The sequence below is a fragment of the Curtobacterium sp. MCBA15_016 genome (assembly GCF_001865105.1).
Classification (GTDB): domain Bacteria; phylum Actinomycetota; class Actinomycetes; order Actinomycetales; family Microbacteriaceae; genus Curtobacterium.
In genome coordinates this window covers 31,738-54,366 of record NZ_MJGR01000025.1, presented here as the reverse complement: position 1 = coordinate 54,366, position 22,629 = coordinate 31,738, and the positions used below count along the sequence as shown (strand labels likewise).

Below are 22,629 nucleotides of genomic sequence, written 5' to 3'. Positions count from 1 at the left end.
GCAACACGCCAGACAACACGCAGCCGGACGCACCGCTGACCGACGACCGCCTGCAGGACGTCGAGTCCACCCCGCACCTCATGACGGACTCCGCCGAGGACACCGAGCGACGCCAGGGCGGCGACCGCTGGCAGGCCGCACTGCAGGGCATCGTCAACGGCTCCGCGCTCGTCACGGTCCTCGCCGTCGTGCTCGCCCTCGTCGCGTGCGGCATCCTCATCGCCATCACCGACGAGAACGTCCGCTCGGCCGCCGGGTACTTCTTCGCCCGTCCGGCCGACACCTTCCGGGCGATCGGTACCGCGGTCGGCGGGGCGTACGCGTCGCTGTTCGAGGGGTCCGTCGTCAACTTCGGCGCGTCGAGCTTCCAGCAGGCCATCGTGCCGCTGACCCGCTCGATCGACTACGCCGTGCCGCTCATCGCGGCCGGTCTCGGCATCGCGCTGTCGTTCCGCGCCGGCCTGTTCAACATCGGCGGCCAGGGCCAGATCCTGATGGGCGCCGCGGCGGCCGGCTGGGTCGGCTTCTCGTTCGACGGCCCCGCGGCGATCCACATCCCGCTCACGATCATCGCCGGCATCGTCGGCGGTGCGGTGTGGGCCGGGATCGTCGGCGTCCTCAAGGCGCGGACGGGTGCCAACGAGGTCGTCCTCACGATCATGCTCAACTACGTCGCGCTGTACCTCGTGAGCTACCTGCTCCGCACGCCGGGCCTGCTGCAGGCGCCGGGCAGCCCGAACCCGATCTCGCCCGCGACGAAGGACAGCGCGGTGCTCCCGCCGCTGTTCGGGGTGCGCTACGGCGTGGACCTCGGCTTCGTCGTGGCGATCATCGCGGTCGTCGTCGTGTGGTGGCTCGTGAACAAGTCCTCGCTCGGCTTCCGCTTCCGCACCATCGGTGAGAACCCGCGTGCCGCGCGCGTGGCGGGCATGAGCGTGCCGTCCCTGACCATCTGGGTCCTCGTCATCTCCGGTGCCCTCGTCGGCATCGCCGGCGCGTACCAGGTGCAGGGCGCGGTCACGACCGGGTTCACCTCCGGCATCGACGCCGGCATCGGGTTCGACGCCATCACCGTGGCGCTGCTCGGCCGGTCGAAGCCGTGGGGCGTGTTCTGGGCCGCGATCCTGTTCGGCGTGCTGAAGAACGGCGGCTACGCCATGCAGGCCGCGAACGGCATCCCGATCGACATCGTGGGCGTCATCCAGGCCCTCATCGTCCTCTTCATCGCGGCGCCGCCGCTCGTCCGCGCGATCTTCCGGATCCCGCAGCCGGGTGCTCGTCGCCGAACCCGCAACAAGCAGAGCAAGAAGGCGGTCGCCGCGTGAGCACCATGACCCCCACCGCGGTCCCCGCGCTCCCCGCGCAAGGCCGCGGCCTCGAGACGACCCGCAGCTGGAAGGCCGCGATCGGGTACGGCGTCTTCACCGTGATCGCGCTGCTGCTCTTCGGCGTCGCACACCGACCGGGCACGGCCACGTTCCGCCTGTCCTCCAAGGGTGACTTCTTCGCTCTGCCGAACCTTCCGCTGCCGTCCACGGCTACGGGCGTCGTCGTCATCGTGCTCCTCGCACTCGCCACCGTCTACGCGGTCGTCGAGACGCGCGCGTTCCGTCGGGTCCGCCTCTGGGTGACCGCGCTGTTCGCGATCGTGTTCGTCGTGGGCTTCCTCGCCTGGGCCGTCGCGGGTGACTCGATCACGATTCCGGGCATGCTCGTGGGCGCGCTCGGTCTGAGCGTCCCGCTCGTGTTCGGCGCCCTCGGCGGCGTGATCTCGGAGCGTGTCGGGGTCGTGAACATCGCCATCGAGGGCCAGTTCCTCGCCGGTGCGTTCACCTCGGCGCTCGTCGCGTCGGTGACGGGTACACCGTGGGCGGGCCTCGTCGGTGCCGTCGTCGCCGGTGTCCTGGTGTCGTTCATCCTCGCGGCGTTCAGCATCAAGTACCTCGTCGACCAGGTGATCGTCGGTGTCGTCATCAACGCCTTCGTCTCCGGGCTGACCGGCTTCCTGTACTCGCAGGTGCTCTCGCCGAACGCGTCGACGCTCAACGTGGGCCTGCGCTTCCCGAAGCTCGAGATCCCGCTGCTGCACCAGATCCCGATCATCGGCCCGATCTTCTTCGAGCAGACCGTCGTGGTGTACCTGGCGTACGTGGCGGTGGCGGTGGTCACGTTCGGGCTCTTCAAGACCCGGTGGGGCCTGCGCCTCCGCTCCGTCGGCGAGCATCCGCAGGCCGCGGACACGGTCGGTATCAACGTGAACCGCACCAGGTTCTGGAACGTCTCGCTCGCGGGCGCCATCGCCGGTCTCGGCGGTGCGTACTTCACGCTCGACGCGGTCGGCGGTTTCACGAAGGACATGACCGCCGGCGCTGGCTACATCGCGCTCGCCGCCGTGATCTTCGGTCGCTGGGACCCGATCCGTGCGATGCTCGCGGCCCTGCTGTTCGGGTTCGCGTCCAACCTGCAGAACGCGCTCAGCGTCGTCCAGGGTTCGCCCGTCCCGAGCGAGTTCCTGCTCATGCTCCCGTACGTGGTGACGATCCTCGCGGTCGCCGGCCTGGTCGGGCAGGTGCGCGGTCCCGCGGCGGCCGGCAAGCCGTACATCAAGAGCTGACGGCCAGGAGGCACGGCACATGACCGACACGCACGCTTCGGGCGACGACCGGGTCGCGTCCACCGACGCGACCGCCTGGGCGGACCCGGCCACGGCCCTGGACGGGCGCGGCGGCCGGACCGCCGCCGACGGGACGGGGGCCGAGCCGCGCCTCCCGTCCGACGTGGACTGGACCGCCCTGCGGACCGCCGCGACGGCTGCGATGGGGCACGCCTACGCGCCGTACTCGTCGTTCCCCGTGGGAGCCGCGGCGCTCACCGACGACGGCCGGATCGTGTCCGGCTGCAACGTCGAGAACGCGTCCTACGGGGTGACGCTCTGCGCGGAGTGCTCGCTCGTCTCGCAGCTGCACATGACCGGCGGCGGCAAGCTCGTGGCGTTCACGTGCGTCGACGGCGACGGGGCGACCCTGATGCCGTGCGGCCGGTGCCGCCAGCTGCTCTTCGAGCACTCCACCGAGGGCATGCTGCTCGAGACCGTCTCCGGCATCCGCACCATCGACGAGGTCCTGCCGGACGCCTTCGGGCCGCGGACCCTCGCCACCTACCAGCAGGAGCACTGATCCACATGGCCGTCGAGCCGTTCGACACCGTCGACCTCATCCGCACGAAGCGCTCCGGGGGCGCCCTGAGCACCGCCGAGGTCGACTGGCTCGTCGATGCCTACACGCGCGGCTACGTCGAGGACCCGCAGATGGCGGCGATGGCGATGGCGATCTTCCTGAACGGGATGGAGCGGCGCGAGATCAAGGACCTCACGCTCGCGATGATCGCGTCGGGGGAGCGGATGTCGTTCTCGTCGCTCGGCAAGACGACGGTCGACAAGCACTCGACCGGTGGCGTCGGCGACAAGATCACGCTGCCGTTGGCGCCCCTCGTGGCGTCGTTCGGGGTCGCGGTACCCCAGCTGTCGGGCCGCGGGCTCGGGCACACCGGCGGGACGCTCGACAAGCTCGAGTCGATCCCCGGGTGGCAGGCGGCGCTGTCGAACGACCGTCTCCTCGAGGTGCTGACCGACGTGGGCGCGGTCATCTGCGCCGCCGGTACCGGCCTGGCGCCGGCCGACAAGAAGCTCTACGCCCTGCGGGACATCACCGGCACCGTCGAGAGCATCCCGCTCATCGCGTCGAGCATCATGTCGAAGAAGATCGCCGAGGGCACGGGTGCGCTCGTGCTCGACGTGAAGTTCGGGTCAGGGGCGTTCATGCCCTCGTACGAGGCGTCGCGCGAGCTCGCGCAGACCATGGTCGACCTCGGGAACGACGCCGGGGTGAAGACCTCGGCGCTGCTGACCGACATGGAGGTCCCGCTCGGGCTGACGATCGGCAACGCGCTCGAGGTGCGGGAGTCGGTCGACGTGTTGGCGGGCGGGGGTCCAGCCGACGTCGTCGCGCTGACCGTGGCGCTGGCGACCGAGATGCTCACGCTGGCCGGGCTGCCGGACGCCGACCCTGCCGCCGCACTGGCCGACGGCCGAGCGATGGACACCTGGCGGCGGATGATCCAGGCGCAGGGCGGGGACCCCGCAGCCGCGTTGCCGGTCGCCCGCGAGCAGCACGTCGTCACCGCGCCGTCGTCGGGCGTGCTCGCGCAGCAGGACGCCCTGCCGTTCGGCGTCTCGGCCTGGCGCCTGGGTGCCGGCCGTGCGCGCGCGCAGGACCCGGTGCAGGCCGGGGCGGGCATCGAGCTGCACGTCAAGCCCGGTGACACCGTCGCCGCGGGGCAGCCGCTCTGGACGCTGCACACCGACGACGCGTCGAGGATCCCGCGGGCGCTCGAGTCGCTCGAGGGTGCGTGGTCGATCGGCACCGAGGCGCCTCTGCGTGGGCCGATCGTGCGCGAGCGCATCGCGGGCTGAACCCCGGCCGTGGGACCGGCCACCGGCCGGGCTGCGGCTGCCTGCCCGGCTGTGGAGAGCCTCCAGTGGGTCCCGTCGTCTGTTGTGCACAGGTGCCTGCGCGGGGTCGGTGACCACCGATAGCCTGGGTGCATGAGCTCCGACGCCACGACCTACCGCCTGCCCGACGCCGGAGCGGTCATCAACGACCTGCCGAAGGTCTCGCTGCACGACCACCTCGACGGTGGCCTGCGCCCGGCGACGATCGTCGAGCTCGCCGGTGCCGCGGGCGTCACCCTGCCGACCACCGACCCGGCCGAGCTCGGGCAGTGGTTCGCCGACCAGTCGAACTCCGGCTCGCTCGTCGAGTACCTGAAGACCTTCGACGTCACGATCTCGGTGATGCAGACGGCGCCGCAGCTGCACCGCATCGCGAAGGAGTTCGTCGAGGACCTGGTCGCCGACGGCGTCGTCTACGGCGAGGTCCGCTGGGCGCCCGAGCAGCACCTGCAGGGCGGGCTCACGCTCGACCAGGCGGTCGAGGCCGTGCAGGCCGGCATCGAGGAAGCGGTCGACGCCGCCGCCGGCGGCAGCATCCGCGTCGGCCAGCTCGTCACGGCGATGCGCCACGCCGACCGCGCCCTCGAGATCGCCGAGCTCGCCGTCCGGCACCGCGACGCCGGCGTCGTCGGCTTCGACATCGCCGGGGCCGAGGCCGGGTTCCCGCCCTCGAACCACCGTGCTGCGTTCGACTACCTCGCCTCCGAGCTCTTCCCCGTGACGGTGCACGCGGGCGAGGCCGACGGGCTCGCCTCGATCCGCTCCGCGCTCGTCGACGGGCGGGCACTGCGCCTCGGCCACGGCGTCCGCATCTTCGAGGACGTCGTCCTGTCCGACGCCGGTGACGGCTCGACGCTCGCCTCCCTCGGCGAGGTCGCCTCGTGGGTGCGCGACCGTGAGATCCCGCTCGAGGTCTCGCCGTCGTCGAACCTGCAGACCGGGGCCGTCGCGGCGTGGGGCGACGACCTCGCCGACCACCCCTTCGACGTGCTCTACCAGCTCGGCTTCCGGGTCACGGTGAACACCGACAACCGCCTGATGAGCGACACCTCGCTCTCGAAGGAGCTCGCACTGCTCGCGGGCACGTTCGGCTACGACCTCGACGACCTCGCGGCGTTCCAGATCAACGCGGCGCTCGGCTCGTTCCTGCCGCTCGAGGACCGCGAAGAGATCATCGCCACCATCACGGCCGGCCACCAGGAGGCCTGACGCATGCCACTGCCGCCGCTGCCGGACTCCGCCGTCGTGCTCGGGGCGACCGCGTCCTCGTGGCGCGACGCGCTCCGGCTGGCCGGCGGTGCCCTCGTGTCGTCGGGAGCGGCCACCGAGCCGTACACCGACGCCATGATCGGCCTGGTCGAGGAACACGGGCCGTACATCGTCATCTCGCCCGGGCTGGCGTTCGCGCACGCCCGGCCGGGGCCCGCGGTGCCGCGTGACGGGCTGTCCGTCGTGACGCTCGACGCGCCGGTGTCGTTCGGGCACCCGCACAACGATCCGGTCCGCGTGGTCCTCGGGCTCGCGGTCGCCGGGGTCGGCACCCACCTCGAGTCGATCGGGGAGATCGCGAACCTGTTCAACGACGCCTCGGTGACCGGTCGGATCGCCGATGCCGCCACCGCGGACGAGGTCCGCGCGATCATGGGGGTCACCGCATGAAGATCGTCACCATCTGCGGCGCGGGCATCGGTTCCAGCGCGATCCTCAAGGTGAACGCCGAGAAGGCCCTCGCGGCGCTCGGGCTGACCGCGTCCGTCGTGGCGGCCGACGTCGCGTCCGTGCAGAAGGTGTCCGACGACGCGAACGTGATCCTCACCAGCCAGGAGTTCGTCGAGGCGATCGGGTCCACCTACGCCGAGGTCATCGTGATCCGGAACCACTTCGACCAGGCCGAGATCACGGCCGCGGTGGACCGGGCGCTCGGCGAACACTGACGCCGGTTCCGTGGCCTCTAGAGTTGGGGCATGAGCACGGAGAACCCGCTGAACGACCCCGCCGCCGACCCGTTCGAGGTCGCGCGTGACGCCGCCGAGGTCATCGCCTCGAAGTCCGGCATCGAGCGCCACGACATCGCCCTGACCCTCGGGTCCGGGTGGGGGAAGGCCGCGGACCTCATCGGCGAGACCGTGTCCGAGATCCCCGCGTCCGAGGTCCCCGGCTTCAGCGCTTCGGCCGTCCCCGGGCACTCCGGTACGGTCCGCTCGATCCGTCTCGCCGACGGCCGGCACGCGCTGGTCATCGGGGCGCGCACGCACTACTACGAGGGCCACGGGGTCCGTCGGGTCGTGCACAGCGTCCGGACCGCGGCGGCGACCGGCGCCTCGATCATGGTCCTGACGAACGGTGCCGGGGGCATCAAGGAGCACTGGACGCCCGGCACGCCCGTCCTCATCAGCGACCACATCAACCTCACCGCGGACAGCCCGCTCGAGGGTGCGACGTTCGTCGACCTCACCGACCTGTACTCGGCGCGGCTCCGCTCGGTTGCTCGCGGCGTGGACCCCTCGCTCGACGAGGGCGTCTACACCCAGTTCCGCGGTCCGCACTACGAGACGCCGGCCGAGGTCCAGATGGCGAAGACCATCGGCGGGCACATCGTCGGCATGTCCACCGCGCTCGAGGCCATCGCGGCGCGGCAGGCCGGCATGGAGGTCCTCGGCTTCTCGCTCATCACGAACCTCGCCGCCGGCATCCAGAAGACGCCGCTGTCGCACGCCGAGGTGCTCGAGGCCGGGCGCGAGGCCGAGCCGGTGATCGCCGACCTGCTCGCCCGCGTGGTGACCGCGCTGGGCTCCGCGTCGTGAAGCTCGACGTCGACGGCGTGCTCGCTGCTGCTCGTGCCTGGAGCGCGCAGGACCCGGACCCCGAGACCCGTTCCTCGCTCGATGCGGCGATCGACGCGGCGGCGACCGGCGACGATCCCGCGGTGCAGGACCTCGCCGCGCGGTTCGCCGGGCGCCTGGCGTTCGGCACCGCAGGCCTCCGCGCCGAGCTCGGGTACGGACCGCTCCGGATGAACCGGGTCGTCGTGACCCAGGCCGCCGCGGGACTCGCGCGCTTCCTCATCGACACCGGTCGTCGACGCAGCGTCGTCATCGGGTACGACGGTCGGGTGAACTCGGACGTCTTCGCCCGCGACTCCGCCGAGGTCATGCGCGGCCTCGGGCTCGAGGTCACCCTGCTGCCGTCGGCGCTCCCCACGCCCGTGCTGGCGTTCGCCGTGCGGCACCTCGACGTCGGTGCCGGGGTGATGGTGACCGCGAGCCACAACCCGCCGCGGGACAACGGCTACAAGGTCTACCTCGGCGAGGACGACGAGGGGTCGCAGATCGTCCCGCCCGTCGACGCCGACATCGCCGCCGCGATCGACGCCGTCGCCGCGGGCTCGATCGCGGACCTGCCCCGTGCCACCGACTACACCGTCGCCACGTCCGAGCTGCTCGGCGCCTACGTGTCCGCCACCGCGGCGACGGTGGCAGCGCCCGGGCTCGCTCCGGACGCGCAGCCGAAGGTCGTCTACACGGCCATGCACGGCGTCGGGTGGGAGACCGCCCGCGCGGTGTTCGAGGCGGCCGGGTTCGCCGTGCCGGTGACCGTGCCCGAGCAGATCGAGCCGGACGGGGCGTTCCCGACGGTGTCGTTCCCGAACCCCGAGGAACCGGGGGCGATGGACCTGTCGATCGCCCGCGGGGTCGCTGTCGGTGCGGACCTCGTCATCGCGAACGACCCGGACGCCGATCGGCTGGCGCTGGCGATCCCGGACGGCGACGGTTCCTTCCGCAGGCTCTCGGGCAACGAGGTCGGCTGGCTCCTCGGGTGGCGCGCTGCAGCCCGGGCGTCCGACGACGGTGTGCAGGGAACGCTCGCGGCGTCGATCGTGTCCTCGCCGGCGCTCGCACGGGTCGCGGCGCGGCACGGGCTGGAGTACCGCGACACCCTCACCGGCTTCAAGTGGGTCTCCCGCGTCCCCGGGCTGCTGTTCGGGTACGAGGAAGCGCTCGGCTACCTGGTCGACCCGGAGGTCGTCCGCGACAAGGACGGCATCTCGGCGGCGCTGTCCCTGCTGTCCCTCGCCGCGGACCTGGCCGCCTCGGGGTCGTCGATCGCCGGGCAGCTCGACGCCTTCGCGGCCGAGTTCGGGGCGTTCGCGTCCGGGCAGGTGGCGACCCGGGTGGACGACCTGTCCCGCATCGGGTCGATCATGGCGTCCCTGCGGTCGACGCCGCCGACGACGCTCGGCGGGCTGTCGGTGCTGTCGGTGACGGACTACGCCGGGGGTGTCGAGGGCTTCCCGCCGTCGGACATCCTCCGCTACGACCTGACAGGTGACGCCCGCGTGATCGTCCGCCCGAGCGGGACCGAGCCGAAGGTGAAGGTCTACATCGACACCGTCGCGGAGAGCCCCGCCGAGGCGCAGTCGCTCGTCGACGCCCTCGCCGCCGACATCCGCCCCCTGGTGTCGTAGGCGCGGCCGCGCCGGCGCGCCGCCCGCGCCGGCGGCGCTGGCGGCTCACCGCGCGTCGAACCACGTTTCCGACGTCGAACCAGCTCGTGCCGCTGGTTCGACGTCGGAAACGTGGTTCGACGTTTGCGCGCGTGCGAGTTGTGCGCACGTGACTTCTCCACAGATCGAGCGTCGGGCACGGGGCGCGACCCGAGCTCGGACAGGCTCGGACCATGGTGGTCCCCGTCGTCGTCCCCGTGCACCCCGACCCGGCCGCGGCCCGCGCGCAGCAGCGAGCGTTGCGCGACGGGCATTTGATCCGCGTCGGCCACGGCGCCTTCGTCCACCGCGAGGACTGGAAGCGCGCGACCGCTTGGGAGCAGCACCTCGCGCGCGCGGCGGCGGTGCACGCCGTCACACCTCGTGCCGTCGTGTCGCATGCCTCCGCCGCGATCGCGCACGGACTACCGTGGATCCAGCCGTTGCCGGAACGCGTGACCGTGCTCGATTCAATGCGTCGGACCGCGCAGCGCACGAGGTTCGCGGACAAGGCCGCTGCGGCCGGACGACACGTGGTGCCGGTCGTCGTCGGAGGGCTGCCCGTCACGACCTTGGTGGACACGGTCGTGGACATCGCGCTGCGGTACGACCGTGGCCGAGCACTCGCGGTGGCGGACGCGGCGCTCCGACGTGGCGTGCAGCACGACGCGATCGAGGACGAGTTGGCGGCACGCGGCCCGGTTCGCGCAGGGCGACGAGCACGTTCGGTGCTGGAGTTGGCGGCGGGCGCATCGGAGTCGGCGGGGGAGAGCGTCGCTCTGCTCGTGATGCGCGACGTCGGGTGTCCGGCGCCGGTCCAACAGCACGAGTTCCGCGACGACCGCGGTGTCATCGGCAGGGTCGACTTCTGGTTCCCGGACCAGGGCGTGATCGTCGAGTTCGACGGTCTCGTGAAGTACCGGGACGCCGGTATGCGCAACGGCCGCTCCGTCGAAGAAGTCGTCATCGCGGAGAAGGTGCGGGAAGATCGGCTGCGCGCGCTGGACGACGTACGCCGCGTCATCCGGCCGATCTGGCGTGACGTCGTGCCCGGCGGCGCGTTCCCGGCGATGCTGGCGGCGGGAGGTCTCCCGGTCCGGCGGGGCGTCCGAACGACGCCCGCATGGTGAGCGGCCCCCGGTGTGGAACCACGAATCCGACATCGAACCGACCAGGCGCGGTGGTTCGATGTCGGATTCGTGGTTCGAAGCAGCGCGGCGCGGCGCGGCGCGGCGCGGCGCGGCGCGGCGCCGCGCGCGGCGCCGCCGCCTACGCGAGCTCGAGCAGCACGTGGCCGGACGAGATCGTCTGGCCGACGGGGGCGTTCAGCCCCGTGACGACACCGTCACGCGGGGCAGCGACGGGCTGCTCCATCTTCATGGCCTCGAGCACGACGAGCAGGTCGCCCTTCACCACGGTGTCACCCTCGGCGACCGCGAGCTTCACCACGGTGGCCTGCATCGGGGAGGTCACGGAGCCGGACGACGCCAGGCCGCCACGGACCCCGGACGACCGGCGCTTCGGCGGAGCGGACGGCCCGGCCGGACGACGACCGGCAGCACCGGCGGCGCCACCGGCGACGATCGACGGCATGGTGACCTCGATGCGCTTGCCCTGCACCTCGACGACCACGCTCTCGCGGGCTGCCGGTGCGGGGAGCTCCTCGGGGGAGCCGCTCCACGCCGGGATCTCGTTGACGAAGTCGGTCTCGATCCACTGCGTGTAGATGCTGAACGGGGTCTCGTCGGGCGTCGCGAACGCCGGGTCCGACACGACCGCACGGTGGAACGGCAGCACGGTCGGCAGGCCGGTGACCTCGAACTCGGCGAGGGCACGACGCGACCGCTCGAGCGCCTCGGCGCGCGTGGCTCCGGTGACGATGAGCTTCGCGAGCATGGAGTCGAACGAGCCGGAGACGACGTCGCCCGAGACGACGCCGGAGTCGACGCGGACACCGGGGCCGGACGGCGCGTGGAACGCGTGCACGGGGCCCGGCGCCGGGAAGAAGTTGCGACCCGGGTCCTCGCCGTTGATGCGGAACTCGAACGAGTGCCCCCGCGCGACCGGGTCGGAGTAGTCGAGCACGCCGCCCTCGGCGATGCGGAACTGCTCGCGGACGAGGTCGATGCCGGTGACCTCTTCGGAGACGCAGTGTTCGACCTGCAGGCGGGTGTTCACCTCGAGGAACGAGACGGTGCCGTCGGCGCCGATGAGGAACTCGCACGTGCCGGCACCGACGTAGCCGACCTCGCGCAGGATCGCCTTCGACGACTCGTACAGCCGTTCCTCCTGCGACGCCGTCAGGTACGGCGCGGGCGCTTCCTCGACGAGCTTCTGGTGCCGACGCTGCAGCGAGCAGTCGCGCGTCGAGACGATGACCACGTTGCCGTGCTCGTCGGCGAGGCACTGGGTCTCGACGTGGCGCGGCTTGTCGAGGTACTTCTCGACGAAGCACTCGCCGCGGCCGAACGCCGCGATGGCCTCGCGCGTCGCCGACTCGAAGAGCTCTTCCACCTGCTCGCGCGAACGGACGACCTTGAGACCACGGCCGCCACCACCGAACGCCGCCTTGATCGCGACGGGCAGTCCGACCTGGTCGACGAAGTCGAAGACCTCGGAGACGTCCTGCACGGGCTCGATCGTGCCGGGCGCGAGCGGCGCGCCGACCTTCTCGGCCACGTGCCGAGCGGAGACCTTGTCGCCCAGGCGCTCGATCGACTCCGGCGAGGGGCCGATCCAGGTCAGCCCGGCGTCGATGACGGCGCGGGCGAAGTCGGCGTTCTCGGCGAGGAACCCGTAACCCGGGTGCACGGCGTCGGCGCCGGAGCGTCGGGCGACCGAGATGATCTTGTCGATGACGAGGTAGGTGTCGGCGCTCGTGGTGCCGTTCAGCGCGTAGGCCTCGTCGGCGAGGCGTGCGTGGAGGGCGTCACGGTCCTGGTCGGCGTAGACCGCGACCGATGCCTTGCCTGCGTCGCGGGCCGCGCGGATGATGCGGACGGCGATCTCGCCGCGGTTCGCGATGAGGACCTTGCTGATACGGGGCATGGTAAGTCAGCGTATTCGTGCGGCAGGGGCGCGAATTGACTGGCACCCACAAAGAACCGGCGCGAAGAAGTGTGGATGTCTACAGTGCCCAGAGGTCGTGCCACGCGATGCCGAACCCCCGCAGCAGCATCGAGCGCAGCACCGGGAGCGAGAGCCCGACCACCGCGGACGGTGCGCCGTCGATCCGGGTGATGTACGCGGCGGCCCGACCGTCGATGGTGAACGCCCCGGCGACCTCGAGCGGTTCGCCGGTGGCGACGTACGCGTCGATCTCCGCGGGCGACATGTCGTCGGCGAAGGTGAGCACGGCGCTGTCGACCGCCACCACCTGGTCGCCGTCGGCGACCATCGCCGACCCGCCGGGCGCGACGCCCGCGACGAAGGCAGCAGCGCCGAGCGGCCCGCCGCCCGACGCGTCCACGGTACGGACGGGAGGCACGGTGCCGGCCCGACCCGCGCCTCCAGGCCCCGGATCGGGTGCGTCCAGGACGTCGGGTGCGTCCAGGACGTCGGGTCCGTCCGCGGCGCGGCGCCGGTCCACGACGCAGTGCCCGCTCCAGAGCGTGCCGCCGCCGGCGGCGAGCATCTGCCGCCACCGTTCCCGCGCGACCTCCGGGTCGTGGGGCTTGCCGTACAGCACGCCGTCCACCTCGAACGCGGAGTCCCCGCCGAACACGAAGCCGTCGACCGGGGAGCCGTCGACGGGGGCGTCCGCGACGGCCGAGGCCTTGGCGGCCGCGAGCATCGCCACCAGCTCCGGTCCGGTCAGGTCGCGGCCGAGCGACGTGGCGGCCGCGGCGACCGCGGCGTCCTCGTCGACCCCCGGCGCGACGAGCACCGGCTCGATCCCGGTCTGGGCGAGGAGGGCGCGGCGGGCGGGGGAGGTACTCGCGAGGTACAGACGCATGGGAACATCGAACCATGGGTGAATCCGTCGGAACGCTGCTCGACCTCGACGTCACCGGGATCGCCCACGGCGGCATCTCGGTGGCACGGCACGAGGGGCGGGTGGTGTTCGTGTCGGACGCGATCCCCGGCGAACGGGTGACCGCCCGCGTGACCGAGGACCGGAAGAAGTCGTTCTGGCGTGCCGACACCGTGTCGGTCGAGACGCCGAGCGACCACCGCGTCGACCACGTCTGGCCCGAGGCCGCCCTCGACCGCGACCCGGCCGTCCGCGCCGGCGGTGCCGAGTTCGGGCACATCGCCCTCGGCCACCAGCGCACGCTGAAGCACGACGTCCTCGTCGACTCCTTCGCGCGCTTCGCCCGCACGGACCTCGCTGCCGTGCTCGGCCACGACGTCGTGGTCGAGGCAGCCCCCGGCGACGACGAGTCGAACGGCACCGGCTGGCGCACCCGCGTCCGCCTGCACGTCGACGAGGACGGCACCGCCGGCCCCTTCGCGGCCCGGTCGCACACCGTCGTGCCCGTCGCGTCCCTCCCGCTCGCGAGCCGGGTCGTGCAGGAGAGCGCACCGCTCGGCCGCGGCGCGATGCCCGGCGCGTCCGTGGTCGACGTCCTCGCGCCGAGCGGCTCCGAGGGCGCGCGCCTCGTGATCGACGAGCAGAAGCCGACCGTCGTGACCGAGGTCGTGGGGGAGCGTTCGTTCTCGGTCGACGACAACGGCTTCTGGCAGGTCCACCGTGCGGCTCCGGCCGTGCTGACCGCGGCCGTGCAGGACCTCGTCGACCGCGACCGGCTCGACCCCGAGGGGCAGCACCTCGACCTCTACGGCGGTGTCGGCCTGCTCGGCGCCGCGCTCGGCGACCTCGTCGGGCCGCGCGCCAAGCTCACCAGCGTCGAGAGCTCGGAGCGTGCGACCGAGCACGCGCAGGAGAACCTCTCCGAGTGGATCGGCGCCCGCGCCGAGACCGGCCGCGTCGACCGCTGGCTGCAGCGCACCGTCTCGACCCTGTCCGCCGGCGAGCGGCAGCGGCACCGCGCCGGGACGATCGTGCTCGACCCGCCGCGTTCGGGTGCCGGGCGCGAGGTCGTCGTGCAGATCGCGGCCCTCCAGCCGGCGCAGGTCGTCTACGTCGCCTGTGACCCGGTCGCGTTGGCGCGCGACGTCGCGACGTTCGCGGACCTCGGGTACCGCCTGGAGGCACTGCGCGCCTTCGACCTCTTCCCGCACACCCACCACCTCGAGGCCGTGGCGCGCCTGGTGCCCGTCGCCTGACGTCGATCGCGGGTCGCCTCCAGGGCGGCGGGCGCGCGCTCGACGGCGGTCGCGCGGGCGCCGCGCCGACCTGGCCGATTTGCGCGACGCGTGTCCGAGCGCACGACGACCGGCCGTGTCACGACCGCGTCGCGCCGCTGCCTGAGTCCGACCTGGGTATCCTTGGTCGTTGATGGCGAACCGGTTTCAGGGGCCGGGGAGCGCATCGACCAGAGAGGCCACCGTGGCAACAGACACGACCACAACCGGAACGACCGGACTGGCGACCAAGCCCGTCCGTGTCGCGATCGTCGACGACCACGAGTCCGTGCGGCTCGGGATCCAGGCAGCCTGCCAGAACGAGGGGTTCGAGGTGGTGCTGACCGCCGCGAGCGTGCCCGAGTACATCGAGAACCTCGGTGGGCGTGAGGTCGACGTCGTCGTCCTCGACCTGTCCCTCGGCGACGGCTCGACCGTGACCGCGAACGTGAAGGGTGTGCAGGGCACCGGTTCCGCCGTGCTCGTGCACTCGATCGCCGACCGCGTCGCGAACGTCCGCGAGGCACTGGCCGCAGGGGCGGCCGGCGTCATCCCGAAGTCCTCGGCGACGAAGACCGTGATGGCCGCCGTCGCCACCGTCGCCCGCGGGGACGTGCTCAACAACCTCGAGTGGGCCAGCGCGATCGACGCCGACCGGGACTTCGCGAAGGCGCAGCTCGGCCGCCGCGAACGCGAGATCCTGCACCTCTACGCCTCGGGCCTGCCGCTCAAGCTCGCCGCGCAGCAGCTCGGCATCGGGTACTCCACCGCCCGCGAGTACCTCGACCGCATCCGTGTGAAGTACGTCGAGGTCGGTCGACCGGCACCGACGAAGGTCGACCTCCTCCGCCGTGCGGTCGAGGACGGCATCCTGCCGGGGCTCGACTCGGGCATCGACCCCGACGGCGACGGCCGCTGAGCAGCATGACGGCGGCTGACGCTGCACCCGGGGCCGGGGCCGGGGCCGGGGCCGGGGCCGGGGCCGGAGCCGGGGCCGGAGCTGCGGCCGCCCGGACCGCGGCCGGGCGGATCGAACCCGCGCCGTTCGGGGCCGATCCCGCGCGGAGCGTCCGCGCGTCCATCACCCAGGCGTCCGTCGAGCGCGCGTTCGCGATCCTCCTCGCCGTGGCCGCACTCGGCTTCGGCGCGACGACCGTGCCCGCGGTGCTGTCGCAGCTGCCGTACCTCGACCCGGTGTGGGGTCCCGTCGTCGCGTTGGCGCTCGCCGCGTCGTTCCTCTTCGTCGCGGCGTCCGTCTTCGCGAGGCGCCTGGCGCAGATCGCGCAGATCGTGTGCGCCCTGGTGTTCCTCGTCGCCCTCGTCACCTGGCCGTTGACCGTGCAGGAGCCGATCCCGTCCGACCAGGCACCGTGGCCCTGGTGGCTCTGCACCGTGGGGTCGACCGCGGCCGCGATGGGCTTCGCCCCGTGGCGGGCGTCCGTCTACACCGCCCTCGTGCCGGCCGTGTACGTGGCCATCCGGTTCACCCCGCTGGGCGGCGACGCGGGTGTCGGGGCGTTGCTCAACGGCTTCTACACGGCGATCCTCAGCGGAGCTGCCCTCATCATCGTGATCGTGCTCCGCCGTGCGGCAGCAGCCGTCGACACCGCACAGGCCACGGCGGTCCGGCGGTACTCGCACGCGATCCGCGAGCACGCCACCGAGGTCGAGCGGGTCCAGGTCGACGCGATCGTCCACGACAGCGTGCTCACGACGCTCCTCTCCGCTGCCCGGGCCGACACCCGCGACGCCGAGATGCTCGCCGCGCGCATGGCCCGGAACGCCATCGACCACCTCGAGGCCGCGGCGGCGGACGGCCCAGGGGACGCACCCCCGGTCTCCCTCGTCGACCTGCGGACCCGCATCTCCGACGCCGTCGGTGCGCTCGCAGCGCCGGTGCGCGTCGACCGCGGGCACGTCGGGTCGATCCGGGTGCCCGCGATCGTCGCGGACGCCGTCGCCTCGGCGGCCGTGCAGGCAGCGGTGAACAGCGTGCAGCACGCCGGTCCGGCCGAGGTCGACCGGTGGATCGTCGTCGAGCAGCGCGGCGTCGGCGTCCACGTCGAGGTCGGGGACGACGGTGCCGGCTTCGACATCGCGGGGATCCCCGCCGAACGACTCGGCGTCCGCCGTTCGATCGTGGAGCGGGTGGTCGCCGCCGGGGGCACCGCCGAGATCGTCACCGCGCCGGGGGCGGGCACCCGTGTGCTGCTCGACTGGGCACCGGCAGCGGGGGAGCACCGGTGAAGGCCTCACTCCCGGCCGGGGTCGCGATCGGGCTCGCGACGCTCTTCTCCGTGTACCACCTCGTCCTCGCGGCGACGACGCTCCCCGGAGCCGCCCAGATCGGGCCGGTCGTCGCGTGCATGGTCCTCTACGCTGCGGCGACCGGTGTGGCGGTGTTCGTGCCCGGTCGGCCGCTGCCGGTCTGGGCGACGTGCTTCGCGCTCGCGACGGCCGTGGTGCTGCCCGTCGTCGCCTCGCCCACGGTCGACCTGACCGCCGGCCCGGGGAACGGCACGTGGTGGATCGCCGCGGTCGGCACGCTGATGGTCGTCCTCGTCGTGCGCGCGCGGGTCGCGTTCGCCTGGGTCGGTGTCGGGTTCCTCACCGTGCACGCCGTCGCGTGGGCCGGACTCGGGGCGCTCGGGTCGCTCGGCGTGCTCGGCAGTGTGGTGTGGGTGGTGATCGCCACCGGCCTCACGGCCGCGATGAGTCGGGCCACCCGTGTCACCCGCGACTTCGTCCGCGCCGAGCAGGAGACCGCCGACTGGCAGGCGGCGCAGGACGCCCACGTCTTCGAGCGGCAGTTCCGGCTCAGCCAGACGACGCGGATGGCGCTGCCGATGCTGCAGCGGATCATCGAGACCGGCGGTGACCTGGACGACGCCGAGCGTGCCGAGTGCCTGCACCTCGAACAGGCCATCCGCGACGAGATCCGGGGCCGGTCGCTCCTGTCGGAGGACGTCCGCGACGAGGTCATGCGCCTCCGTCGTCGTGGCGCCACGGTGCAGCTGCACGACGACGGTGGTCTCGACGACCTCGAGATCGACGACCTGCGCCGGGTGCACGCCCGCATCGCCGAGGCCCTGCGCCAGGCGCGGGAGGCCGACAACGTGATCATCCGGACCGTCCCCGAGGGGTCCGAGTCCGCCGTGACCGTCGTGGGGCTGCGGCTCGACCTCGCGGCGAGCGAGTCGGCGGCGCTCGGGGCCGGGATGGACGACGAGGACGGCGACGAGGACGAGTCCGTCGTCGTGTGGCTCGAGATCCCGCGGCACGAGACCGTCTGAGGCGGACCGACACCGAACGTCGTCGGCGCCCGCGCGGACCACAGCGCCCGGAAACGGGGAACGGGCCGGTCGGATACCGACCGGCCCGTTCACGACCCGAGTCTGAGCGACAACCCGAATATCGCCCTGACTCGTAGCTGGTAGGTGGCTTCGTACCCTAGTCGGCCACCGACCTGCGATGTTCTTCGTTGAAGGACACCGAACACGAACTACTATGCCCGCAGCCGAACGCTCTGTCAGTCGTCATTATGGGGGACAAAATCGGCCATTTCCGCCGCCCTCGGCCCCTGCTGTCCCCCGTCTGCGGGGAGACCGACCGGGAATCCTGCGGTCGGGGCACCGAGACCGCCCGGTACCCAGGGGTACATGGTCGCCCGCACCGTGCGGCACGCGCAAGCCCCCGGAGCGGCTCAGCGGAGCGATCGGCTCCAGGCGCCGGCACCGTGCTCGAGCGGTCGGCGGAGGCCCCGGGCGGACACGTCCCACCCCGAGCGCGGCGACACGGTGACCTCGGGACGGCCGAGCGACGCCGCCTCGTCCGCCTGACGCTGCAGGACGGCGATGACGGCGGCGAGCTCCTCCGGCGTGGGCTCGCCGGAGACGACACGGACGTCGGCGGCCGCCGCGACCGCCTGGTCGACGGGGACCGCGGGGACCACGGCTGCGTGGCGGCCCATCAGCGTGCGCCCGTCACAGCGGGATGTTCCCGTGCTTCTTGGGCGGCAGCGTCGCGCGCTTGCCCCGGAGGGCCCGCAGCGCCTTGACGACCGAGACGCGCGTCGCGTGCGGCTGGATGATCCCGTCGAGCTCGCCGCGCTCGGCGGCGAGGTACGGGGACGCGACGTTGTACGTGTACTCGTTCGCGAGCTTCGCGCGGACGGCCGCGACGTCCTCGCCGGACTCCTCGGCGCGCTTGATCTCGGCGCGGTACAGGATGTTGACGGCGCCCTGGCCACCCATCACGGCGATCTCGGCGGTCGGCCACGCGAGGTTGATGTCCGCACCGAGCTGCTTCGAGCCCATGACGATGTACGCGCCGCCGTACGCCTTGCGGGTGATGACGGTGACGAGCGGCACGGTGGCCTCGGCGTAGGCGTAGAGGAGCTTGGCGCCGCGGCGGATGACACCGGTCCACTCCTGGTCGGTGCCGGGCAGGTAGCCGGGCACGTCGACGAGGGTGAGGATCGGGATGCCGAACGCGTCGCAGAACCGGACGAAGCGCGCGGCCTTCTCGCCGGCGTCGATGTTCAGCGTGCCGGCCATCGCCTGCGGCTGGTTCGCGATGATGCCGACCGTGCGGCCCTCGACCCGACCGAAGCCGATGAGGATGTTCGGCGCGAAGAGCGGCTGGACCTCGAGGAACTCGCCGTCGTCGACGATGTGCTCGATGATCGTCGTCACGTCGTACGGCTGGTTCGTGGAGTCCGGGATGACCACGTCGAGCTCGCGGTCTGCGTCGGTCGTCTCGAGCTCGGGCGCGACGTCGTAGGCCGGCGCGTCGGACAGGTTGTTGTCCGGCAGGAAGCCGATGAGCGAGCGGGCGTAGTCGAGCGCGTCGGACTCGTCCTCGGCGAGGTAGTGCGCGACACCGGAGATCGCGTTGTGCGTCTGCGCGCCGCCGAGCTCCTCGAAGCCGACGTCCTCGCCGGTGACGGTCTTGATGACGTCGGGCCCGGTGACGAACATGTGGCTGGTCTTGTCGACCATGATCACGAAGTCGGTGAGGGCGGGGGAGTACACCGCACCGCCCGCTGCCGGGCCCATCACGATCGAGATCTGCGGGATGACGCCGGAGGCCTGGGTGTTGAGGCGGAAGATCTCGCCGTACTTGCCGAGGGCGACGACGCCTTCCTGGATGCGGGCGCCGCCGGAGTCGAGGATGCCGATGATCGGCACGCCGGTCTTCAGCGCGTGCTCCATCACCTTGATGATCTTCTCGCCGGCGACCTCGCCGAGGGAGCCGCCGAAGACGGTGAAGTCCTGCGCGTACACGGCGACGTTGCGGCCGTGGATGGTGCCGAAGCCGGTGACGACCGCGTCGCCGTAGGGCCGCTTCGACTCCATGCCGAAGGCGTGGGTGCGGTGGCGGACGAACTCGTCGAGCTCCACGAAGGAGTTCTCGTCGAGCAGCTGCTCGATGCGTTCGCGCGCCGTGGTCTTGCCCTTGGCGTGCTGCTTCGCGATGGCGGCCTCGCCCGCGGCGGTCACTGCTTCGTGGTACCGCTCGCGGAGGTCGGCGAGCCGGCCGGCCGTCGTCGAGAGATCGGGGGTGTCTCCTGGGGTCACCCGCTCACCCTACCGGCGGCGACGGCGGGGTCGGTTGGAGGACCCCCACGGTTCCTGCCCGTAGATTTGCTGCATGTCCACACCTGCGTCGTCGACGTTCCCGCTGAGCCGAACCGTCGTCGAGGCCGCGGGCGCGGTGCTCACCGAGCCGGTGACGACCGGGTCGACGAACGCCGACCTGCTCGCCCTCGCGACGACGCAGCCGCACGGCAGCGTCGTGGCGACGCTCGACCAGACCGCGGGTCGCGGCCGCCTCGACCGGACCTGGTCGGCGCCCGCCGGCCAGACGCTCGCGGCGAGCGTGCTCGTCCGCGCGGACCTCGACGACCGCGACCGCGGATGGCTGCCGCTCGTCGCCGGCGCCGCGATGCGCGACGCGATCGTCGCCGTGCTGCACGGTCCGGAGCGTGTCGCGGTGAAGTGGCCCAACGACGTCCAGATCGACGGCCGCAAGGTCTGCGGCATCCTCTGCCAGGTCGCCGCCGACGGCAGCGTCGTCGTCGGCGCCGGCGTGAACCTGACCATCCCCGCCGACCGGCTGCCGACGCCGACGGCGACCTCGCTCGCGGTCGCCGGCGCGACGGGCTCGGCACCGGACCTCGCCGACCGTGTGCTGTCCGCGTTCCTCCGCGCGGTCCAGGAGGCCGTGGTCGCCCTGGTCGCCGGCGGTGCGGCCGCGGACGGGGTCCGGTCCCACGTCCGGTCGGCCTGCGGCACGATCGGGCAGCGGGTGCGCCTCGAGCTGCCGGACGGCACCACCTCGGAGGGGGACGCGACCGGCATCGACGACGACGGCCGGATCACGATCCGGGATCGAGCGGGCGTCTCCAGGGGCGTCGCCGTGGGGGACGTCACCCACCTGCGGTATGCATGACGGCATGACCGACGAGCCGCCGCCCGAACGCGTGGTCGCGCGGCTGCGCCCGCACGCTCGCCGGCTCGTGCGCCCCGCGGTGTTCGTGGTGCTCGTCATGCTCGCCGGCGGGTTCGGCTTCGGGGTGTTCCGGGCACAGCTCGCCTGGCTGAACGCCGTCGTCGCCGGTCTCGTGGTGCTCCTCGTGTTCCTCGGTGGCGCGATGCCGCTGTTCCGCTGGATGTCGCAGCGCTACGTGGTGACCACCAGGCGCCTCGTCGTGGTGCACGGACTCGGCACGCGCACCCGGCGGGAGCTCCTGCACTCGCGGGGCTACGACGTGACGGTGCGTCGCCGCGGCCTGCAGGGGGTCTTCCGGTCCGGCGACGTCCTCGTGTTCCCCGGCGACGAGCCGGCCCTGGTGCTCGGCGACGTGCCGCACGCGGACCTCGTCGTGGCGGTCCTGCACGACCTCGTCGAGGCGCACGAGGCCCGGCGACGGCACCGCGAACCCGACTGGGACGAGATCGTCGGCGGGGCGGATCGACCCCGATGGGGCGACGTCAGACCCTGACGATGTCTCGACAGCGGGCGGTGCGGACGAGAACCGCGCCGAGGTTCCGGTACCGTCTTCCCGTGCGTATCTCTGTCATCGGCTGCGGTTACCTCGGTGCCGTGCACGCCGCCTCCATGGCCAAGCTCGGGCACGAAGTCGTCGCAGTCGACGTCGACCCGGTCAAGATCGAGCGGCTCGCCGCGGGTGAGGCTCCCTTCTTCGAGCCCGGTCTCCCCGAGATCCTGCGGTCGGCGCTGGCCTCCGGCCGCATCCGCTTCACCACCGACATGGCCGAGGTCGCCGGTGCGCGCGTGCACTTCCTCGCCGTCGGCACGCCGCAGGGGCCGACCGGTGCCGCAGACCTCACGTACGTCGACGCCGCCGTCGCCGCGCTCACCCCGCACCTCGCCGCCGGCGAGTTCGTCGTCGGCAAGTCGACGGTCCCCGTCGGCACGGCCGCGCGCCTCGCAGCCGAGGTGTCCGAGGCGGTCCCGGGTGCGACGCTCGTCTGGAACCCCGAGTTCCTCCGCGAGGGCTTCGCGGTGCAGGACACGATCAGCCCGGACCGCTTCGTCTACGGCGTGCCCGACGGCGACGCCGGACAGGCCGCGGTCGAGGCCCTCGACGAGGTCTACGCCGAGGCCCTGGCGAGCGGCACGCCCCGGCTCGTGGTCAACCTGCCCACGGCCGAGCTCGTGAAGATCAGCGCGAACGCGTTCCTCGCGACGAAGATCTCGTTCATCAACTCGATGGCGGAGATCGCCGAGGTCGCCGGTGCCGACGTCACGGCGCTCGCCGACGCGATCGGCCACGACGCCCGCATCGGCCGCAAGTTCCTCAACGCCGGCCTCGGCTTCGGCGGCGGCTGCCTGCCGAAGGACATCCGGGCGTTCCAGGCGCGGGCGGACGAGCTCGGCGTCGGGGAGTCCCTGGCCTTCCTGGCCGACGTCGACGCCACGAACCTCCGTCGCCGCGCGCACGTCGTCGAGCTCGCGCAGGAGCTCCTCGGCGGGGTCGTCGCGGGCAAGCGCGTCGCCGTGCTCGGCCTGGCCTTCAAGCCGAACTCCGACGACGTCCGTGACTCGCCGGCACTCGACATCGCCGCCCGGCTGCTGGGCCTCGGTGCCTCGGTCGCCGCGTACGACCCGGAAGCCGTCGTCACGGCGCGCCGCGTGCACCCCGAGCTCGACTACACCGAGAGCGCGACCGATGCCCTGCGTGACGCCGACCTCGTGCTCGTCCTCACCGAGTGGACCGAGTTCCGCGAGCTCGACCCGGCCGTGGCCGCCTCGCTCGTGGCGACGCCCGTCGTGATCGACGGGCGCAACTGCCTCGACCGCGACGCCTGGACGGCTGCCGGCTTCACCTACCGCGGCATGGGCCGCTGAACACCGCGCGGGG

Annotated in this window: 21 protein-coding genes; 17 read left to right on the top strand and 4 right to left on the bottom strand. The window is 72.4% G+C overall.

What is annotated here, in order from left to right:
• The first annotated feature begins 80 nt into the window (after positions 1–80).
• The 10 genes from BIV03_RS11385 to BIV03_RS11340 all read left to right on the top strand — a co-directional run bounded on the left by BIV03_RS11385 (position 81) and on the right by BIV03_RS11340 (position 10,123).
• Positions 81–1,325 carry an ABC transporter permease gene (locus BIV03_RS11385; protein ID WP_071295799.1) on the top strand — a complete coding sequence of 415 codons (1,245 nt, stop codon included), beginning with the start codon at positions 81–83 and terminating at the stop codon, positions 1,323–1,325.
• A gap of 5 nt (positions 1,326–1,330) precedes the next feature.
• Positions 1,331–2,614, top strand: a complete 1,284-nt coding sequence (locus tag BIV03_RS11380; protein ID WP_071295798.1) for an ABC transporter permease — start codon at positions 1,331–1,333, stop codon at positions 2,612–2,614.
• A 163-nt stretch (positions 2,615–2,777) separates the two neighbouring features.
• On the top strand, positions 2,778–3,176 hold the full coding sequence (locus BIV03_RS11375) for a cytidine deaminase (protein ID WP_070419511.1): 399 nt from the start codon (positions 2,778–2,780) through the stop codon (positions 3,174–3,176).
• A gap of 5 nt (positions 3,177–3,181) precedes the next feature.
• Positions 3,182–4,471, top strand: coding sequence for a thymidine phosphorylase (locus BIV03_RS11370; RefSeq protein WP_071295788.1), 1,290 nt, complete (start codon positions 3,182–3,184; stop codon positions 4,469–4,471).
• A 132-nt stretch (positions 4,472–4,603) separates the two neighbouring features.
• The gene (locus tag BIV03_RS11365; protein ID WP_071295787.1) at positions 4,604–5,719 is read left to right on the top strand and encodes an adenosine deaminase; all 1,116 of its coding nucleotides are present in this window, start codon (positions 4,604–4,606) and stop codon (positions 5,717–5,719) included.
• Between the two features lie 3 nt (positions 5,720–5,722).
• Entirely contained in the window at positions 5,723–6,169 is a 447-nt protein-coding gene (locus tag BIV03_RS11360; RefSeq protein WP_071295786.1) for a PTS sugar transporter subunit IIA, read from the top strand.
• Positions 6,166–6,444 (top strand): PTS sugar transporter subunit IIB, encoded by a 279-nt coding sequence (locus BIV03_RS11355; protein WP_070418447.1) that lies wholly within the window; start codon positions 6,166–6,168, stop codon positions 6,442–6,444. Before BIV03_RS11360 ends, BIV03_RS11355 begins: the two co-directional genes overlap by 4 nt.
• A gap of 30 nt (positions 6,445–6,474) precedes the next feature.
• Positions 6,475–7,314, top strand: coding sequence for a purine-nucleoside phosphorylase (locus BIV03_RS11350; protein ID WP_070418448.1), 840 nt, complete (start codon positions 6,475–6,477; stop codon positions 7,312–7,314).
• Positions 7,311–8,975, top strand: coding sequence for a phospho-sugar mutase (locus BIV03_RS11345; RefSeq protein WP_071295785.1), 1,665 nt, complete (start codon positions 7,311–7,313; stop codon positions 8,973–8,975). The genes BIV03_RS11350 and BIV03_RS11345 overlap by 4 nt, the downstream gene beginning before the upstream one ends.
• Before the next feature lie 212 nt (positions 8,976–9,187).
• Positions 9,188–10,123 carry a hypothetical protein gene (locus tag BIV03_RS11340; protein WP_071295784.1) on the top strand — a complete coding sequence of 312 codons (936 nt, stop codon included), beginning with the start codon at positions 9,188–9,190 and terminating at the stop codon, positions 10,121–10,123.
• Between the two features lie 139 nt (positions 10,124–10,262).
• Here BIV03_RS11340 and BIV03_RS11335 read toward each other — a convergent pair whose 3' ends face one another.
• Positions 10,263–12,041: a biotin carboxylase N-terminal domain-containing protein gene (locus tag BIV03_RS11335; protein WP_071295783.1), complete on the bottom strand. Its 1,779-nt coding sequence runs from the start codon at positions 12,039–12,041 to the stop codon at positions 10,263–10,265.
• 79 nt (positions 12,042–12,120) lie between these two features.
• On the bottom strand, positions 12,121–12,948 hold the full coding sequence (locus BIV03_RS19170) for a nucleoside triphosphate pyrophosphatase (protein ID WP_071295782.1): 828 nt from the start codon (positions 12,946–12,948) through the stop codon (positions 12,121–12,123).
• A gap of 14 nt (positions 12,949–12,962) precedes the next feature.
• On the opposite strand from BIV03_RS19170, the gene BIV03_RS11325 reads away from it, so the two are divergent.
• The 4 genes from BIV03_RS11325 to BIV03_RS11310 all read left to right on the top strand — a co-directional run bounded on the left by BIV03_RS11325 (position 12,963) and on the right by BIV03_RS11310 (position 17,533).
• The gene (locus tag BIV03_RS11325) at positions 12,963–14,222 is read left to right on the top strand and encodes a class I SAM-dependent RNA methyltransferase (RefSeq protein WP_071295781.1); all 1,260 of its coding nucleotides are present in this window, start codon (positions 12,963–12,965) and stop codon (positions 14,220–14,222) included.
• Positions 14,223–14,445: 223 nt separating this feature from the next.
• Entirely contained in the window at positions 14,446–15,159 is a 714-nt protein-coding gene (locus BIV03_RS11320; RefSeq protein WP_022908146.1) for a response regulator transcription factor, read from the top strand.
• Between the two features lie 5 nt (positions 15,160–15,164).
• The gene (locus BIV03_RS19165; protein ID WP_071295780.1) at positions 15,165–16,487 is read left to right on the top strand and encodes a sensor histidine kinase; all 1,323 of its coding nucleotides are present in this window, start codon (positions 15,165–15,167) and stop codon (positions 16,485–16,487) included.
• Positions 16,484–17,533 (top strand): hypothetical protein, encoded by a 1,050-nt coding sequence (locus tag BIV03_RS11310; protein WP_070418455.1) that lies wholly within the window; start codon positions 16,484–16,486, stop codon positions 17,531–17,533. The genes BIV03_RS19165 and BIV03_RS11310 overlap by 4 nt, the downstream gene beginning before the upstream one ends.
• Positions 17,534–17,943: 410 nt before the next feature.
• Here the strand turns inward: BIV03_RS11310 and BIV03_RS11305 are convergent, their stop codons facing one another.
• A complete protein-coding gene (locus BIV03_RS11305; RefSeq protein ID WP_083403379.1) occupies positions 17,944–18,210 on the bottom strand; it encodes an acyl-CoA carboxylase subunit epsilon in 267 nt (88 codons plus the stop codon).
• Between the two features lie 13 nt (positions 18,211–18,223).
• Positions 18,224–19,819 carry an acyl-CoA carboxylase subunit beta gene (locus BIV03_RS11300; protein WP_070418456.1) on the bottom strand — a complete coding sequence of 532 codons (1,596 nt, stop codon included), beginning with the start codon at positions 19,817–19,819 and terminating at the stop codon, positions 18,224–18,226.
• Positions 19,820–19,892: 73 nt separating this feature from the next.
• Between BIV03_RS11300 and BIV03_RS11295 the strand changes: the two genes are divergently transcribed.
• The 3 genes from BIV03_RS11295 (at position 19,893) to BIV03_RS11285 (ending at position 22,616) form a co-directional block, all read left to right on the top strand.
• Positions 19,893–20,693, top strand: coding sequence for a biotin--[acetyl-CoA-carboxylase] ligase (locus tag BIV03_RS11295; protein WP_083403378.1), 801 nt, complete (start codon positions 19,893–19,895; stop codon positions 20,691–20,693).
• A gap of 4 nt (positions 20,694–20,697) precedes the next feature.
• Complete coding sequence (locus BIV03_RS11290) at positions 20,698–21,246, top strand: PH domain-containing protein (RefSeq protein ID WP_071295779.1); 549 nt, start codon at positions 20,698–20,700, stop codon at positions 21,244–21,246.
• Positions 21,247–21,308: 62 nt separating this feature from the next.
• Positions 21,309–22,616: a UDP-glucose/GDP-mannose dehydrogenase family protein gene (locus BIV03_RS11285; protein ID WP_071295778.1), complete on the top strand. Its 1,308-nt coding sequence runs from the start codon at positions 21,309–21,311 to the stop codon at positions 22,614–22,616.
• Positions 22,617–22,629 lie beyond the last annotated feature (13 nt).

Excerpts from the sequence above, each read along its gene's own strand:
- BIV03_RS11385 (WP_071295799.1), top strand. The coding sequence starts at position 81 with ATGACGGACTCCGCCGAGGACACCGAGCGACGCCAGGGCGGCGACCGC.
- BIV03_RS11380 (WP_071295798.1), top strand. The coding sequence starts at position 1,331 with ATGACCCCCACCGCGGTCCCCGCGCTCCCCGCGCAAGGCCGCGGCCTC.
- BIV03_RS11370 (WP_071295788.1), top strand. The coding sequence starts at position 3,182 with ATGGCCGTCGAGCCGTTCGACACCGTCGACCTCATCCGCACGAAGCGC.
- BIV03_RS11365 (WP_071295787.1), top strand. The coding sequence starts at position 4,604 with ATGAGCTCCGACGCCACGACCTACCGCCTGCCCGACGCCGGAGCGGTC.
- BIV03_RS11360 (WP_071295786.1), top strand. The coding sequence starts at position 5,723 with ATGCCACTGCCGCCGCTGCCGGACTCCGCCGTCGTGCTCGGGGCGACC.
- BIV03_RS11355 (WP_070418447.1), top strand. The coding sequence starts at position 6,166 with ATGAAGATCGTCACCATCTGCGGCGCGGGCATCGGTTCCAGCGCGATC.
- BIV03_RS11350 (WP_070418448.1), top strand. The coding sequence starts at position 6,475 with ATGAGCACGGAGAACCCGCTGAACGACCCCGCCGCCGACCCGTTCGAG.
- BIV03_RS11340 (WP_071295784.1), top strand. The coding sequence starts at position 9,188 with ATGGTGGTCCCCGTCGTCGTCCCCGTGCACCCCGACCCGGCCGCGGCC.
- BIV03_RS11335 (WP_071295783.1), bottom strand. The coding sequence starts at position 12,041 with ATGCCCCGTATCAGCAAGGTCCTCATCGCGAACCGCGGCGAGATCGCC.
- BIV03_RS19170 (WP_071295782.1), bottom strand. The coding sequence starts at position 12,948 with ATGCGTCTGTACCTCGCGAGTACCTCCCCCGCCCGCCGCGCCCTCCTC.
- BIV03_RS11325 (WP_071295781.1), top strand. The coding sequence starts at position 12,963 with ATGGGTGAATCCGTCGGAACGCTGCTCGACCTCGACGTCACCGGGATC.
- BIV03_RS19165 (WP_071295780.1), top strand. The coding sequence starts at position 15,165 with ATGACGGCGGCTGACGCTGCACCCGGGGCCGGGGCCGGGGCCGGGGCC.
- BIV03_RS11305 (WP_083403379.1), bottom strand. The coding sequence starts at position 18,210 with ATGGGCCGCCACGCAGCCGTGGTCCCCGCGGTCCCCGTCGACCAGGCG.
- BIV03_RS11295 (WP_083403378.1), top strand. The coding sequence starts at position 19,893 with ATGTCCACACCTGCGTCGTCGACGTTCCCGCTGAGCCGAACCGTCGTC.
- BIV03_RS11290 (WP_071295779.1), top strand. The coding sequence starts at position 20,698 with ATGACCGACGAGCCGCCGCCCGAACGCGTGGTCGCGCGGCTGCGCCCG.